The organism is Alteromonas sp. 5NS40-0096 (assembly GCF_057544385.1).
This window is the reverse complement of the sequence record NZ_BAAJLQ010000006.1, coordinates 110,141-124,600: the sequence shown is the minus strand read 5'-3', so window position 1 is coordinate 124,600 and position 14,460 is coordinate 110,141. Positions and strand designations below refer to the sequence as shown.

11 protein-coding genes are annotated in these 14,460 nt (G+C 46.2%); 7 read left to right on the top strand and 4 right to left on the bottom strand.

The features are described from left to right. Positions 1-92: 92 nt before the first annotated feature. Positions 93-1,937 (top strand): DNA helicase RecQ, encoded by a 1,845-nt coding sequence (recQ, locus tag AC27G9_RS17345; protein WP_487075743.1) that lies wholly within the window; start codon positions 93-95, stop codon positions 1,935-1,937. Positions 1,938-1,949: 12 nt separating this feature from the next. Here recQ and AC27G9_RS17340 read toward each other — a convergent pair whose 3' ends face one another. After that, positions 1,950-2,615 (bottom strand): glutathione S-transferase family protein, encoded by a 666-nt coding sequence (locus AC27G9_RS17340; protein ID WP_487075742.1) that lies wholly within the window; start codon positions 2,613-2,615, stop codon positions 1,950-1,952. A gap of 261 nt (positions 2,616-2,876) precedes the next feature. Between AC27G9_RS17340 and AC27G9_RS17335 the strand changes: the two genes are divergently transcribed. The 4 genes from AC27G9_RS17335 (at position 2,877) to AC27G9_RS17320 (ending at position 8,441) form a co-directional block, all read left to right on the top strand. Next, positions 2,877-3,188, top strand: coding sequence for a DUF3630 family protein (locus AC27G9_RS17335; RefSeq protein WP_487075741.1), 312 nt, complete (start codon positions 2,877-2,879; stop codon positions 3,186-3,188). A 254-nt stretch (positions 3,189-3,442) separates the two neighbouring features. Further along, complete coding sequence (locus AC27G9_RS17330) at positions 3,443-6,355, top strand: EAL domain-containing protein (RefSeq protein ID WP_487075740.1); 2,913 nt, start codon at positions 3,443-3,445, stop codon at positions 6,353-6,355. Between the two features lie 138 nt (positions 6,356-6,493). Continuing rightward, positions 6,494-7,108: a GTP cyclohydrolase II gene (gene ribA, locus AC27G9_RS17325; protein ID WP_487075739.1), complete on the top strand. Its 615-nt coding sequence runs from the start codon at positions 6,494-6,496 to the stop codon at positions 7,106-7,108. 100 nt (positions 7,109-7,208) lie between these two features. Then, positions 7,209-8,441 carry a DUF3300 domain-containing protein gene (locus AC27G9_RS17320; protein ID WP_487075738.1) on the top strand — a complete coding sequence of 411 codons (1,233 nt, stop codon included), beginning with the start codon at positions 7,209-7,211 and terminating at the stop codon, positions 8,439-8,441. On the opposite strand, the gene AC27G9_RS17315 is transcribed toward AC27G9_RS17320, so the two are convergent. Then, a complete protein-coding gene (locus AC27G9_RS17315) occupies positions 8,438-9,301 on the bottom strand; it encodes an ATP-grasp domain-containing protein (protein ID WP_487075737.1) in 864 nt (287 codons plus the stop codon). The genes AC27G9_RS17320 and AC27G9_RS17315 overlap by 4 nt on opposite strands. A gap of 301 nt (positions 9,302-9,602) precedes the next feature. Between AC27G9_RS17315 and AC27G9_RS17310 the strand changes: the two genes are divergently transcribed. Beyond that, positions 9,603-11,087, top strand: coding sequence for a methyl-accepting chemotaxis protein (locus tag AC27G9_RS17310; protein WP_487075736.1), 1,485 nt, complete (start codon positions 9,603-9,605; stop codon positions 11,085-11,087). A 3-nt stretch (positions 11,088-11,090) separates the two neighbouring features. Then, positions 11,091-11,630 carry a DUF6436 domain-containing protein gene (locus AC27G9_RS17305; protein ID WP_487075735.1) on the top strand — a complete coding sequence of 180 codons (540 nt, stop codon included), beginning with the start codon at positions 11,091-11,093 and terminating at the stop codon, positions 11,628-11,630. Positions 11,631-11,662: 32 nt separating this feature from the next. Here AC27G9_RS17305 and AC27G9_RS17300 read toward each other — a convergent pair whose 3' ends face one another. Next, on the bottom strand, positions 11,663-12,598 hold the full coding sequence (locus AC27G9_RS17300; RefSeq protein ID WP_487075734.1) for a histone deacetylase family protein: 936 nt from the start codon (positions 12,596-12,598) through the stop codon (positions 11,663-11,665). A 2-nt stretch (positions 12,599-12,600) separates the two neighbouring features. After that, positions 12,601-14,436, bottom strand: coding sequence for a GNAT family N-acetyltransferase (locus AC27G9_RS17295; RefSeq protein WP_487075733.1), 1,836 nt, complete (start codon positions 14,434-14,436; stop codon positions 12,601-12,603). Positions 14,437-14,460 lie beyond the last annotated feature (24 nt).

Genomic DNA, 14,460 nt, shown 5'->3' with positions numbered 1-14,460 from the left:
GGCACGACCAGCGAGCAACTGACGAAAATAAATTGCAAAGAAAGGCGCCTATCAGGTGAATCACACGCTAAAAACACGTAAAATCGCAACCGATGACTATTGCAACACTTGACGCGACAATACCTGCGAATTCTGACTCCCATTCTCAGCTACCCTCTCCACAAGATGTACTTGAGAGCGTCTTCGGCTATTCAGAATTTAGAACCGGGCAACAAGACATTATTGACAATGTGGTCAAGGGAAAAGACGCATTAGTATTGCTGCCTACAGGTGGAGGAAAATCCCTTTGCTATCAAATCCCAGCCATCTGTATGCAGGGTACTGCGATAGTCGTCTCCCCACTTATTTCACTGATGCAGGACCAAGTGGAACAGTTAAAGGAACAAGGAGTTCGCGCCGCCTATTTAAACTCAAGTCTTGATGAAGAAGCACAGCAACAAACATTGGCCGCACTTCAAAATGGCGATTTATCATTGCTTTACGTTTCACCTGAACGATTGCTGCAATATTATTTTCTCAATCAAATTAGCCAGGTAAAAATCAGCCTTTTTGCTATCGATGAAGCTCATTGCGTGTCCCATTGGGGTCACGATTTTCGCAACGATTATCGCAATTTACACCAGATCAAACAGCGCTTCCCCAATATACCGGTTATTGGATTAACCGCTACAGCAGATGTTGCCACTCAACAAGACATTATCGAGCAACTTAATCTCACTGATCCTTTTGTATTCAAAGGAAGCTTCGATAGACCCAATATTCGCTATCGTGTCATGAACAAATACAAAGCGTTTGATCAGGTACTCGATTATGTAAAACAACAAGATGGTAGCGGCATTATCTACTGCAACAGCCGCGCAAAAGTCGACGACCTGTATAAAAAGTTATACAAACAAGGGCTAAAATGCGCGGCCTATCATGCGGGCTTGCCCAATGACGAAAGAGAATATGTACAACGTCAGTTTTTGACCGACAAAATCGACATCGTCGTCGCGACCGTTGCATTTGGTATGGGTATCAACAAGTCGAACGTGCGATATGTGGTACACCACGACGTCCCGCGCAGTGTCGAAGGCTACTATCAGGAAACGGGCAGAGCGGGCCGAGACGGTTTGCCAGCAGAGGCCTTATTGCTGTTTGATGAAAAAGACAGTGCTAGAGTAAAGCAGTGGATTGAACAAGGTGATTCTTCAGAGCGCACGCCCATCGAACTTCAAAAATTTGCTGCGATGGAAGCGTTTTCTGAGGCGCAAACATGCCGCCGTCAGGTATTGCTTAACTACTTTTCAGAATACAGCGACAAACCTTGTGGTAACTGTGATATCTGCCTAGATCCGCCCCGTGAAATCGACGGCCTCGAGCTCGCGCAAAAAGCACTGTCTTGTGTACTGAGATTAAAACAACAAGCAAGCTCACAATACGTCATAGATGTATTACGAGGCAAAGCGTTAAAGCGAATTTCAGAAGCGGGCCACGACCAATTGAGTACCTATGGTATTGGCAAAGACAAATCAGATTCTTATTGGCACTCCATCATTAACCAGCTCATTCACAAAGGTCTACTGCGGGTAGATATTACTGCCTTTGCAGCGCTGAGATTGACCCCAGCAGCGAAGCCTGTTCTCAAAGCGGAAATTCCTTTGTCGCTAGCCTCACCAAGGCTGACCTTCAAGCCTGAAAAGAAAAATAGCGCACCGACCAACTACGACAAAAAGCTCTTCTCAAGGTTAAAACACTTGAGAAAAGCATTGGCAGAAGAAAATGATGTACCGCCATTTGTTATCTTTTCTGACGCTACCTTAGCTGATATGGCATCTAAACAACCCACTTCGAGTGAAACCATGCTTGAAGTCAGTGGTGTAGGCCAAACAAAACTGTCCCGTTACGGCGATGCCTTTATTCAACTGATCGATGATTACCTCAATCGGGACAGCTAAGAGAGTCAGAGCCTAGGCGTAAGCGTACTCGCCGCCTTTTTCAAGGGCAACTTTGTAAGCTGGCCGCTCATGGACTCTTGCTACATACGCTTTAACGGCCGGTAAATCGTCGGCTCGACCAGTTGCTACCAAAGACTCTAATGGGAAGATCATTTGAACGTCGGCACCCGTGGGTTGATCACCTGCAAACCATTCATTTTCACTCAAATAGCCCTCGATATAAGCCAAGCTGGTTTTTAAGTTTGGTCCGAAATAGGCACCTAAAATACCGTCCACTAGCTTGTTAACAACCCCTTTGATCAAGAAGCCGCTCGCTTTTTCTCGGGCTCTATTTAACACCAAGCTAGCCACCATTGGCGGCATCAAAGAACCTTCGGAGAAATGCAACCAAAACCAATAATTGAGTTCCGCTTCAGGCGCACTCGGCACAGCAAAAGCACCATTGCCATGGTGTTTAACCAAGTATTCAATGATGGCGCCTGTTTCTGCGATATCACCGTGTGGCGTACTCAAAATCGGGGAACGACCCAAAGGATGCACCGCCTTCAGGGAGGCTGGTGCTAAGTTAGTCGTACTATCCCTTTGATAGGTTTTTAGTGTGTAGTCGCAACCCAACTCTTCTAAGAGCCAAATAATCCGTTGAGACCGTGAATTGTTGAGGTGGTGAAGCGTTATCATTTATCGTTATCCTTCTGTTCTGACACCTGTAAACCTACACAACAATAAAGCCTACCCATCGATATTCAATTTGATTTGATGAATGAAGGTGGATAAGCAAATCATAGCGCGCGTCGTGTTGCTAATCCTGATACGGTGTGCAGTCGTATTTAGTTTAAGCGAGCATATGGCTTTTCATCGTGTTTCGGATTTGATAGCGTTCGTCGGAATCAACAGCCGCTATTGGCTTTGCGCTGAAAAGGCCCCTATTTTGAGAGAGTGATGCAGCAAATTACATTGACAGAATTTATCAATTCGATGGTAAGCCACGGCGACCACATAGTGTTGCATTTACCTCTGCCTTCTACCCTAGCTCGTGCTAGGCACTTGAGTGAGACGATTGCTCGCTTGCTCGACGCCACATTGGAAAATGAATACCTCGGAGCTGACCGATTTCAAGTCTCTATCGTGCATCCATCCTTTGCTGTGCACTTGTGCGTAGAGTGGTTGTGCGAGAGTGTTTGGTTGACACCAATTTCAGCGTCCGAGAGCGCTCTCAATGCCCTCGTCGACCATGCCAAAGCACAACAATAAGCTGTCAACGAGCTGAGGCAGGCAAAACAACACTGCGGTGACGAATTCACCAATTGCGTTTGCATTTATGCACCAGCCAGCACAATATAGTATGCAATACCGGTCGGTTAATGATCGACTTGGCCTAATAAAAAGATAGTGCTGGTAGCGCTTCAAAGTAAACGCTATTGGAAACTGACACTACTTTGCCGCATCAGGTGCAATACTGTTTTACCTAGGTGCGTGCCTAACCAATAAGTACAAGGACTGCATTGATGGCGCTCAATGGCGTAAAATATGTGCTGCTAACACTGTTACTGATTTCAGCTTTCGTGCTGTTCAACACGGTCGATAATACGAAGGAAAAGTATACCTCTGACCGCTCAGTCTCGTTGCAGGCCATTACGCTGCCGCCAGCCGAACTGAACATAGACGACGGTTTTATCGCCAAAGACCTCTACTCAGTCGCAGACATCGCCATCATTCCCAATGCCGTATCCTACGCCGATGTTTCCTTACAGTTTTTTGAATGGCCCGAGCCGCAAATCTATACGCCCATCCCCAAAGATGAACGTCAGTGGATGCGACTTAACGTCAAATACAATGGCGCTAGTTATAAGTCACTGGCACTAACGGTAGAAGACACTACCTTAGATGTGGTCGAGCTTTATGTGCTGGATGACAGGATGCGTATTCTCAGTGCATACAACACCGGTGCTTGGAAAGCCGATGCGATACACACTCATGACTCAAAAAGTTTTCATTTCCCTTTCACGATTAAACCCGGGCAAAAAGTCACCTTGTTACTTGGCATTAGTGATGGCGGGATGATGACAGCCCCAATAGCGCTGTGGGATGAAGAGGCCAGGATTGGCCATGAACGACGCTATCTATTACTCATAGGTACGCTGGTAGGCGCCTTATTTATATTGTGTGGTTACTCCCTTGTCACCTATGTGCTCAACCGAACTCAAGTACGCTTTTGGTTTGCCATTTCAAGTGTGCTGATGCTCTTCACTGTGCTCGCAACTGAAGGTTTTATTCGTGTTCCTGTGGTATCTCCAATAGCCATTGCGTCACTGAGTTTATTGTGTTTCTCACTGATGTTGGGTGCCATGGCAAAGGTTCATCACGGATTGATTGAAACTATCCCCACATGGTGCAAAGCACTCAATTTTGCATTGCCTTCCGCCCTATTTGTGTCGTCTTTTTTAAGCACAACATTTGAGCAAACTCAATTGAGTTTCTTTATTATTCCATTGGCTATCGCCACGCAATTGGCTTCCGCTCAATACTATTCCACTGGCAACAATACGACGGCTCAGCGACTGTTGTTTATCGGCTGGATGTTGTTAATTCTGGCAGGAGTCATCTGCGTTAATGATTTCCTCGGTTTTAAATCAAGCAGCAACGCTGACCGAGCGATTCTGATCGGTTTATTTGCGCTTGGTATGCTGTCGTTTGTCGTCGCGATTTCTGCTTCTGAACGTTTATCCCATCGCAACCAACTCACTGAGCAAGAACAAAAGATTCACGACCTTCATCACTTTTACGAATTATTCAAAAATTCAGCAGAAGGCCTTTACACTTCAACGCTTGATGGTGAGCTAATCAGTATTAATCCCGCTATGTGCCAGCTTTTTGGCTATGATGACGAAGCGAGTATGTTAGCCTCGGTAGGCTCAACGTCAGACTTTTATGCCAATGAAAACGACAGAGACTTATTGCTCGGGGAGCTGATTGAACAGGGCGTCGTTTTAGGCAGAGAAATCAAAGGCAAAAAACGCAATGGCGCCGAGTTTTGGTTTTCTCTTTCTTGTCAAATGCGCACAGAAAACGGCAGCAACTATTTGTATGGGTCGATTTTTGACGTTACTGAGAAAAAACAATCGAGCATTAGCCTCGAATACATGGCTACCCATGACCCGCTCACCGGCGTATACAACCGTCGGGAGTTTGAGCATCAGCTGCAATTAGCAGTCAAACGCCTACCCAATGAGACCGAGCCAACGGTACTGCTTTACTTAGACCTCGATCGCTTCAAAATCGTCAATGATACCTGTGGCCACAAGGCGGGAGATTCGTTGATCAAAGAGCTCGCCCAAATCCTACAGAATATTGTCCAAGATGCTGGCATTATGGCCCGTCTCGGCGGAGATGAGTTTGCTGTACTTTTGCCACGGCAAAATGAGGACGCCGCCTATTTAATTGCCATGCGTTTACTCAATGCCGTTCATCACTATCGATTTATCTGGGAAAATCGCATATTCACACTCGGTGTCAGTATAGGCTTAGTGGACTGTGCACAACATCGAAATTCTCCAGAACAGTTAATCAGTATGGCGGATGCCGCTTGCTACGTAGCAAAAGACATGGGCCGTAATCAGATTCATCGCTATCGCGCTGACGACGAAAGCCTGCAGCGCTATGAAGAAGAACTCAATTGGGTATCTCATATCAACGACGCGTTACAAGTCGATAAATTTGAACTGTATTACCAACATTACCGCCCGCTAAATCGTGAATTGGACGGTGACTATTTTGAGATATTGCTGCGCATGAATTTGGATGGCGACATCGTACCACCCAACGCTTTCCTGCCTTCTGCAGAGCGTTATGATTTGAGTGCAAAGGTAGATCGCTGGGTCGTAGAAAACACATTCAAGTGGATTCATAATAATCCCGAGAAGTGTGAAAATCTCCAGCGCTGCAATATCAACTTAAGTGGTCATTCATTGGCCGACAGAGACCTCAAGCTATTTGTACTCAATGCGTTTGAGAAATACGCCATACCCTACGAAAAAATCTGCTTTGAAATTACTGAAACCATGGCGATTGTAAAATTGGAAGAAACCTTACAGTTCATGCGAACCTTCCGCCAAATGGGCTGCAAGTTTGCCCTCGACGACTTCGGCAGTGGTTTCTCCTCTTATGCCTACTTAAAGTCTCTGCCCGTAGATTGCGTGAAGATTGACGGTAGCTTTGTGAGAGACATTTTAACCGACCACGTCGACTTGGCGATGGTATCCTCAATTAAAGATGTGGCAAAAGCCATGGGTATGGAGACAGTTGCAGAGTTTGTCGAAAACGAGAATGTCATGACACAACTGGGTAAGTTAGGCGTGGATTATGCTCAAGGTTATGGTGTTGCCAAACCTTCGCCCTTAGAGGACTACCAGTCTTTGTAAGACTGCACCACTTGCCTGAACCAAGAGTGCTATCTGCTATACTTTATGCAAGAACATCACAAGATTTGATAAGATAGCGACTTGGAAAAAACAAATTAGCCCCCAATTAAGTGACTCAGTTATGGGGATAGTAGTGTCATGACCAATCAACAACCAAAGTACGAATACGTTAGCTCAGCCAAATTACCTACGCGATGGGGCGATTTCCGCATTCATGGATTCGTCGAAGTCAGTGGGCAGGAGCACGTTGCCTTATCGTATGGTGAATGGTCAGACGATGACATTGTGCCTATTCGCATACACTCGGAATGTCTTACTGGCGATGCTTTGTTTAGCACGCGATGCGACTGTGGTTTTCAGTTAGAGCGAGCGTTGAAAAACATTACTGAAAATGGCCATGGCGTACTCTTGTACCTTCGCCAGGAAGGTCGAGGCATTGGCTTGCTCAACAAAATCCGCGCCTATAACTTACAAGACAGTGGGCTAGATACCGTAGAAGCCAATGAACATTTGGGCTTTGACGCTGACCTTCGCAGTTACGACATTTGTAAGTTAATGCTCGACACCCTGAATGTGAAACGCGTCGAGCTGATGACAAACAATCCTAAAAAGCTTAAAGCACTGAAAGATTTGGGTATCGACGTTGCCTCGAGAAAAGCAATCGACCACGGCCTGACAAAAGACAATAAACACTACCTAAAAACGAAAACGGAAAAGTTGGGTCACAAATTCGATCCACATATTTTCAAGTAATCGTTCCCGTCAGCTACGGTTCAGCAAAGGTTAATCTGTAAGCGCTTATAACTATAGGTAACATCACGTTACCACCAGCTTGGCTGGTATAGGAGCTTTTATGAAGGTATTAATCGCAAGTTTGCTAACAGCGACGTCGCTGGCGACACTTACCTACCCTCTCGCAGCGAATGCAACACCACCGCCCCCATCCGAGGTGGAGGTTAGAGCCTATTCCAATGCTGAATTGGATAGCTTGCTGGCTCCAATCGCGCTATATCCGGATACCCTGTTAACCCATATTTTCATCGCATCAACCTATCCGCTTGATGTCGTTGCCGCTGACAGATGGCGTCAAGACAATCAGCATATCGACGAAGATGATGTGCTTGATTATGTCGAAGATGAACAGTGGGATCCGAGTGTCAAAGCTCTAGCGCCATTTACAGACCTGCTTCACAGCATGGCCGATGACCTCGACTGGTTAGCCTCTCTGGGTGACAACGTCATTAGTGACGAAGCGCGATTGCTTGCACGTGTACAAGTGTTACGCCAACGTGCATTGGCAGCGGGTAACCTAGAAGACAATCAATACATGCAAGTTGAAGATGACGATGACGTCATTGTGATTGTTCCTCGTCGCCAAAAGGTAGTCTATGTGCCTTATTACGATCCAGCCATTGTGTACGGTAGTTGGTGGCACAGGAACCATTACCCCGTCGTTTGGCATCATCCACGACACTATCGTTGGCACAGGGGCTTCTATTGGGGGCCAAGAGTTAGCATTGGAGCCGGTTTCTATTTCGGCGGAATTCACTGGCACAACCGTTATGTTGTCGTCAGCCACCGTCCAGTAAGACACTATTACGGTGGCAGATGGAATCGTCATGTGCGCAGCCATCACTATTCACATTGGCGTCAACATCAACGTTACTCTGATCGCCGTTACGTAAGAAGCGTATCCTATAATCGCGCTCCAGTGAAACGGGTATCGTCTCGCTCGATACAACAAACGAGAACCCATCGTCCGGTAACCAGCGTAAATAGAGACAGACAAGTGAGACGTTATTCAACGAATGATCGCAAAGTTGTTCAAACACAGCGCAGTACGAGCCAACGTCCTGTGAAGCGTTATTCGACAGAACGTCAGGTGAGGCAAACCCACAAAACGGTGAAACCTCACACGATGCGCTCACAAAACGCGACAGCGACAACAAGAACTAAAGTGACACGCACCACTCGCAACAATTCGAAAACGGTCACAACGCGAAGCGTCGAAAGAACCCGTCACAGTGCTGGGAATAACAGCAGAACGCGGGCGACTCATAAAACGCAACGGCATGCGCAGCGTTAAGTTTTCTGAATGTATTGATGAAAGGCGTCCACAAATCTTTTGGGGGCGTCTTCATCTAAATTGAAATACAAGGACGGTTCAATTAATTCCAATTCCATTATTGCCCAACCACCATCCGTCCTCACAACGTCAACACGTGCGTACAAGGACGCTGATGGCATCGCATCAAGCGCTCGATTAGCCATTGCCAACACATCGGGTTGCGGCTGATATACTGCTAGCTCTCCACCGTGTTCCTCTTGCACCCTGAAATCCCCTGCTTTAGGACGTTTGACGATAGCGTGACTATATTGATTGTCAAAATAAAACAAAGAGTATTCTCCTTCTTCAACAATCGCTGCTAAAAAGGGTTGTATCATGAGTTCCCGTTGATGAAACAACGTCGTCAACGCATCGAATTGTTCAGTAAACGCCTGTCGATTCAAACGAAAAGTATCATCTGCGTTTGCGCTGAGAACCGGCTTAACAATGATGGTATCGGTTGAAAACGCCTCGAAGGCCGCATCAATTTGAGATTTATCAATTCCCGTTGCCCACAAAGTGGGTACGATAGCCACACCTTGGTTATCCAAGTCTTTTAAATACGTCTTTTTAATGTTCCAAGCCATCAGTGAGTAGGGGTTTATCAATACTGCCGAAGACGCTTCAATTTGAGCTAAACAGGTGAGAAAATCCTCCGGTGCTTGTTGGTAATCCCAAGTGCTGCGCACAATCACTGCATCATATTGGTTCCAGTTAATCGTTTTACGCCAGGGAACAGTATCAACCTCAACACCCGACGCAGCAAAATGGGGTAAAGTAAGTTCGTCATAAACAAAGAAACCTTCGAGGTCACTTGTCGATAAAAAGGCAATTTTCATTGAAGACTCTTCCGTCAAAGCACGCCATCAGGAACGACGCTATACGTAAGTAAAAAAGTACTAGAGGCGCTCTTTCCTCTAGCGGCATTGTACAAAAAAGCGCATAACAACGCTTCGGTTTGCCAGATATATTTTCTGTGTGTCACTCATCATACCTGCTTAACGGTCGATATAAGGTATTAAGTGCGCCTTAGCGCAACTAACACATAGAGTATTTTTCATCTATGTTTATAGATGAACCGAAAAAAATGCACGGATGCGCTAATTCAATACGTCAAATGAATAAGTAGAGGTAACATCTGTGATCTATCCTTGGATACTCGAAGGGCACAAAATATTCCGCATTGTTTTGGTCGTCCAATTGGTCTTGTCTATTATCATTGGTATGGTAACCGGTGAGCTGTTAGCCGCATTTCTTTTTGGTATTCCTATCGTAGCAGTTCCACTGTTTCTCAGTATTCAAAACCCCAATGCACCAATAAGCCGATACGCTATGGCGATTGGTACTGAGTTAATGGGGGCTCTGCACATTCATCAAGCATACGGCCTAATAGAACTGCATTTCGAAGTCTTTGTATTACTGGCTTTCGTCGCCTATTTTCGCGATTGGAAAACCGTAGCCGTTGCTACCGCCACAGTTGCAGTTCACCATATTGCCTTTTTTGCACTGCAAGCGTCTGGTGCGCCCGTTTTTGCGTTTGAAGAGGGGCATTTAACGTTTGGTATTTTGCTTATTCACGCGGCTTTTGCCGTCACCGAAGGCACAGTATTAATGTTTATGTCCCATGCCTCACACAAAGAAGGAGTCAGTGCTGCGGCTATCTCACAGGCTATGGACAAAATTCTCGCGAATCCAGAAAAGATCAATTTTAATGTTGAAATTGATGACAGTAATAAGATGGTGAAGCCGTTTGCGGACTTTATTGCCACCATTAAAAAGCTGGTCTTTGACAGCAGCAAATTGACCAATGACGTTGCAACCTCTAGTGACGTTATTCGACAGGCAACCTCACAGCTAACCGAAACTAGCCACCAAAGCTCTAATGAAACCGCGACTATTTCCGCGGCGGTGGAACAAATTGCAGTCACAATGGAGCTGTCCAGCGAGCGAACCCAAAGTACGAATGAAGTGACTGAAACCGTCCGACAGAACACTGAATCTACCTTAAAAGCGATTGAATCCGCCAAGCAGACCATCGCGTCCTTACGTGACCGCTTAAATGATGCTGCGCAAACCAATCAAGAACTCAATGAACGCTGTGCAAACATTTCTGATGCCATGCGGTCCATCACTATGGTAGCTGAACAAACTAACTTACTGGCATTGAACGCAGCAATTGAATCCGCAAGGGCTGGCGAGCACGGACGTGGATTTGCTGTAGTAGCTGATGAAGTGAGAACGCTAGCAATACGTTCGAAAGAAAGTGCCGATGAGATTAGCGGTATTACTGAACAACTCGTTAGCAGTACCGCAAGTTCAGTAGAGCAAATGAATAGCTGTGTTGAGATTGTAGATAATGCGGTAACAGAATCAGACAATGCCGCTACGACTATGCAAACCATAACCAGCCAAATTAATCAGGTCTCAGAAAACATGGCCGAGGTCACCAGTTCGGTTCAAGAACAAGGTACCGCGTCGTCATCAATCGCTGAGAGCTTGTCGAAACTGCATGAGTTTGCTCAACAAGAAGCACAAACCGCCGTTGAACTTGAGTCACAAGTCGATGCGTTGGCAAACTTGTGTATGGACATGCACATGACAATGCAACGTTTTGAGGTGCAATAGGAAGTGAGAAAGGCCTTTTGGGGTTACGCTTTATTGGGAGTTTGGGCCTGCTCGATTATCGGCGGGCTCTTAATCTACAGTGAAAAACAACTCCGTCCCTTTGATCCACAGCTGGTGTTAACGGATGCCGCTTTGCAAAAAGACTTTGATAAACGCGTGTCGACGATGCTCATTGAAGCAGGAGCGGCACCGGGGTCAGTGGTTCGGCTAACCCATTCGCAATACTGTTATTGCGATACGCTTGTCGGTGCACACCAAACCGATTTGCTCGATGAACTGGGCCGGGATCACTATGCGAATATCACACTGCAATTAGACAGCTCACCGGATCTAGCGGCGTTTATTCCCTCTTATCCGGCACTTGCCATCTTGGATGAAAATGCCAAGCTACGCTATTTGGGACCATACGCAAAAGGCTATGGGTGCTTTAATGGGAAGACCTTAATCAATCAGATCGTGTCGTTGACACAATCTGAAGATTATTATGGCGCGGTTATCAATACCGATGCAAACGGATGCTTTTGCCGGCAACATCAAGCCTAGCCATTTTTGGTCAGCCACGTCCCTATCAACGCTCATGCATAGTGTTCAGAAAGTTTTTCTAACCCTCTAATATGCGCAACCATGCTGCGGCCTAAGGCACTTAAATCATAGCCGCCCTCTAGCATACTCACTATCCGGCCATCGCAACACTCATCCGCGACATCCCGCAGAGATTCACTGATCCAGCGGTAATCTTCTTCAGTTAGCCGCAAATGCCCTAAAGGGTCTTCAGCATGAGCATCAAAGCCCGCGCTGACTAGGATTAACTCAGGATCGAACTGACGAATACTATCAAACCAATGGGCGACAGATTCTCGATATTCAGCACTGCGAGTTCCTGCATCCAAAGGCACAACATGAACATTGTCAGCGCCACTAGGTATGCCACTGAAAGGGTAAAAGGGATGTTGGAAGGACGAGTAAAACTGAATTCTACTGTCATTCGCTACGATATTGTGAGTACCATTGCCGTGGTGCACATCAAAATCAACTATCGCCAACCGGGACAATTGATAATGTTCGATTGCCCAATAAGCTGCAATGGCGATGTTATTGAATACACAAAAGCCCATTGCTTTGTCATATTCTGCATGATGACCCGGAGGCCTGACTGCGCAGAACCCTCGCCTGTCTTTTGCCGACATCACGTAGTCTACCGCAGCGACACCTGCGCCAGCTGCCTCGGTCGCAGCCTTTATGGTATTTGGAGTCATCGCGGTATCGTCATCTAACCAGATGGTCTCGTGCGTCGGCGCTTGTTCAAATATTCGGTCTACGTAGTTATCGTCGTGAGCCAGTTTAATGACTTCTGCAGTAACAGGCTGAGCATTGACATGTTCAAGTACCATGTCTAACCCTGAGATAAGCAGCTGGTCATCAATGGCATAGAGTCGGTCCGGGCTTTCAGGATGACTCGCATCAACTTTATGAGTAGCACACGACGCGCCCCGAAATATTCTCATGGTCATGGTTACTCTCCTAGTTTCAGCACAAGTTCAACTTCACTTGGGTCACCCGTGACCAAACGCTGAAAATTTTCATTCTCAAAAATATTCCGCATCGGTTTGTTCTCTGCTCGAACAAACGCCATCATGCGACTTATCTTTCTTGCCTTAGCTATCTCAATCAACTGAGCCAACAAGCGTTTTGCCATACCTTTTCCTTGTTGCGTCTCACGAGTGACAAACGCCACTTCGCAACTATTGTCCTCTGGATAGTAATAAAAACGGCCGACAGCGTGAATTGTAATCCGAGAGCCTTCTTGGCGTACAAAACACAAGGCAGCATCAGTACTTTGATCCACGCTCACTAAGTTACAGCTTTTCTCGCGAGACATTTGCTTAGGGTCGTAGTTATACCTGAGCCTGAGGGTCTCTTTGGTATGCGAGTAAAAAAACTCTTGTAAACGCCGCTCATCAGCCGGATTTAAAGGACGCATGTAAAAGGTTTCGTCGTGTATATCAATGCGTTTCAACTGAATCGCACCGAGCTCAGGAATGTCTGTTGGATATTTTTCTTGATAGTGAGGTACCCAGTAATGTTTGCGTACCTCTGCTAATAATTCCGCTCGGAATTTAGGATGAGCTACGCGAATCAGTTCAAGGGCGCGTTCACGAATACTTTTGCCGCGAAGAGAGGCAATACCATATTCGGTGACGACATAGTGCACGTTCCCCCTAGACGTCACAACTCCTGCACCTTGGGTAATTTGCGGAGTAATACGCGAAACCGTTTCACCTTTGGCAGTAGATGGCAAAGCAATGATTGGTTTACCCCCTTTGCTGATACTGGCACCAGTGACAAAATCGACTTGTCCACCGATACCAGAATAAAAATCATAACCCAATGAATCGGCAACAACTTGGCCGGTTAAATCAACTTCTAACGCACTATTGATGGCAATCATGTTGTCATTCTTTGCGATATTGGTCGGCTTATTAACGTAACTGCTAGGGTAAAATTCAATGTGAGGATTGTTGTCGACAAAGTCATATAAGCGCTTGCTACCAATGCAAAAACTCGTCACGATTTTACCAGGGTGAAAGGTCTTTTTTCGATTCGAAATAGCGCCAGCTTCAATGACTTCCATTATGCTGTCGGTTAGCATTTCGCTGTGGATACCTAGGTCTTTGTGTTGACTCAGATACTTCAAGGTCGCACTGGGAATTTTACCAATGCCAAACTGCAAGGTTGCGCCATCTTCAACCAACATAGAAACGTATTGCCCAATGCGCTCGGTAACGGAATCGATGGGCGGCGTTGATACCTCTATGAGTTCAGCGTCTTGCTCAAGGCAAGCGTCAAACTCGCTAATATGGAGATAGGAATGACCTGCGGTTCTCGGCATCTGCGGGTTAATTTGCGCCACAACGATACTCGCTTGACGCACCGCCGACATCGAAATATCAACCGAAACGCCCAATGAACAATAGCCAAACTCATCGGGAGGGCTCACCATCACTAAAGCGACATCAAGAGGCAGGGTGCCGTCGCTAAACAAACTGGAAATTTCAGACAAGAAACAGGGTGTATAGTCAGCTCGTCCTTCATCCACGGCTTGCCTGACGGTATCTCCACCAATAAAAAAAGTGTTCACCTTAAACAGGTTTTTGTGTTGCGCATCAGCCCAATAGGTATTCCCCAAAGCCAACATATGAATGAGCTCGATATCACTCAACCCTTGACTGTGGGTAACTAAATCATCAATCAACCCATAAGGCACGGCGGCATTGGCGCCGACAAAAACACGTGACCCCGATTTGACCAACGCTTTCCAATCGGGCGCTGGAGGTAAGGTGAAAGCCATACACACTCTCCAATTTCGCTATAA

What these genes read in the sequence shown, in the direction of transcription:
- recQ (WP_487075743.1), top strand. Translation starts at nt 93, where the DNA reads ATGACTATTGCAACACTTGACGCGACAATACCTGCGAATTCTGACTCC.
- AC27G9_RS17340 (WP_487075742.1), bottom strand. Translation starts at nt 2,615, where the DNA reads ATGATAACGCTTCACCACCTCAACAATTCACGGTCTCAACGGATTATT.
- AC27G9_RS17335 (WP_487075741.1), top strand. Translation starts at nt 2,877, where the DNA reads ATGCAGCAAATTACATTGACAGAATTTATCAATTCGATGGTAAGCCAC.
- AC27G9_RS17330 (WP_487075740.1), top strand. Translation starts at nt 3,443, where the DNA reads ATGGCGCTCAATGGCGTAAAATATGTGCTGCTAACACTGTTACTGATT.
- ribA (WP_487075739.1), top strand. Translation starts at nt 6,494, where the DNA reads ATGACCAATCAACAACCAAAGTACGAATACGTTAGCTCAGCCAAATTA.
- AC27G9_RS17320 (WP_487075738.1), top strand. Translation starts at nt 7,209, where the DNA reads ATGAAGGTATTAATCGCAAGTTTGCTAACAGCGACGTCGCTGGCGACA.
- AC27G9_RS17315 (WP_487075737.1), bottom strand. Translation starts at nt 9,301, where the DNA reads ATGAAAATTGCCTTTTTATCGACAAGTGACCTCGAAGGTTTCTTTGTT.
- AC27G9_RS17300 (WP_487075734.1), bottom strand. Translation starts at nt 12,598, where the DNA reads ATGACCATGAGAATATTTCGGGGCGCGTCGTGTGCTACTCATAAAGTT.
- AC27G9_RS17295 (WP_487075733.1), bottom strand. Translation starts at nt 14,436, where the DNA reads ATGGCTTTCACCTTACCTCCAGCGCCCGATTGGAAAGCGTTGGTCAAA.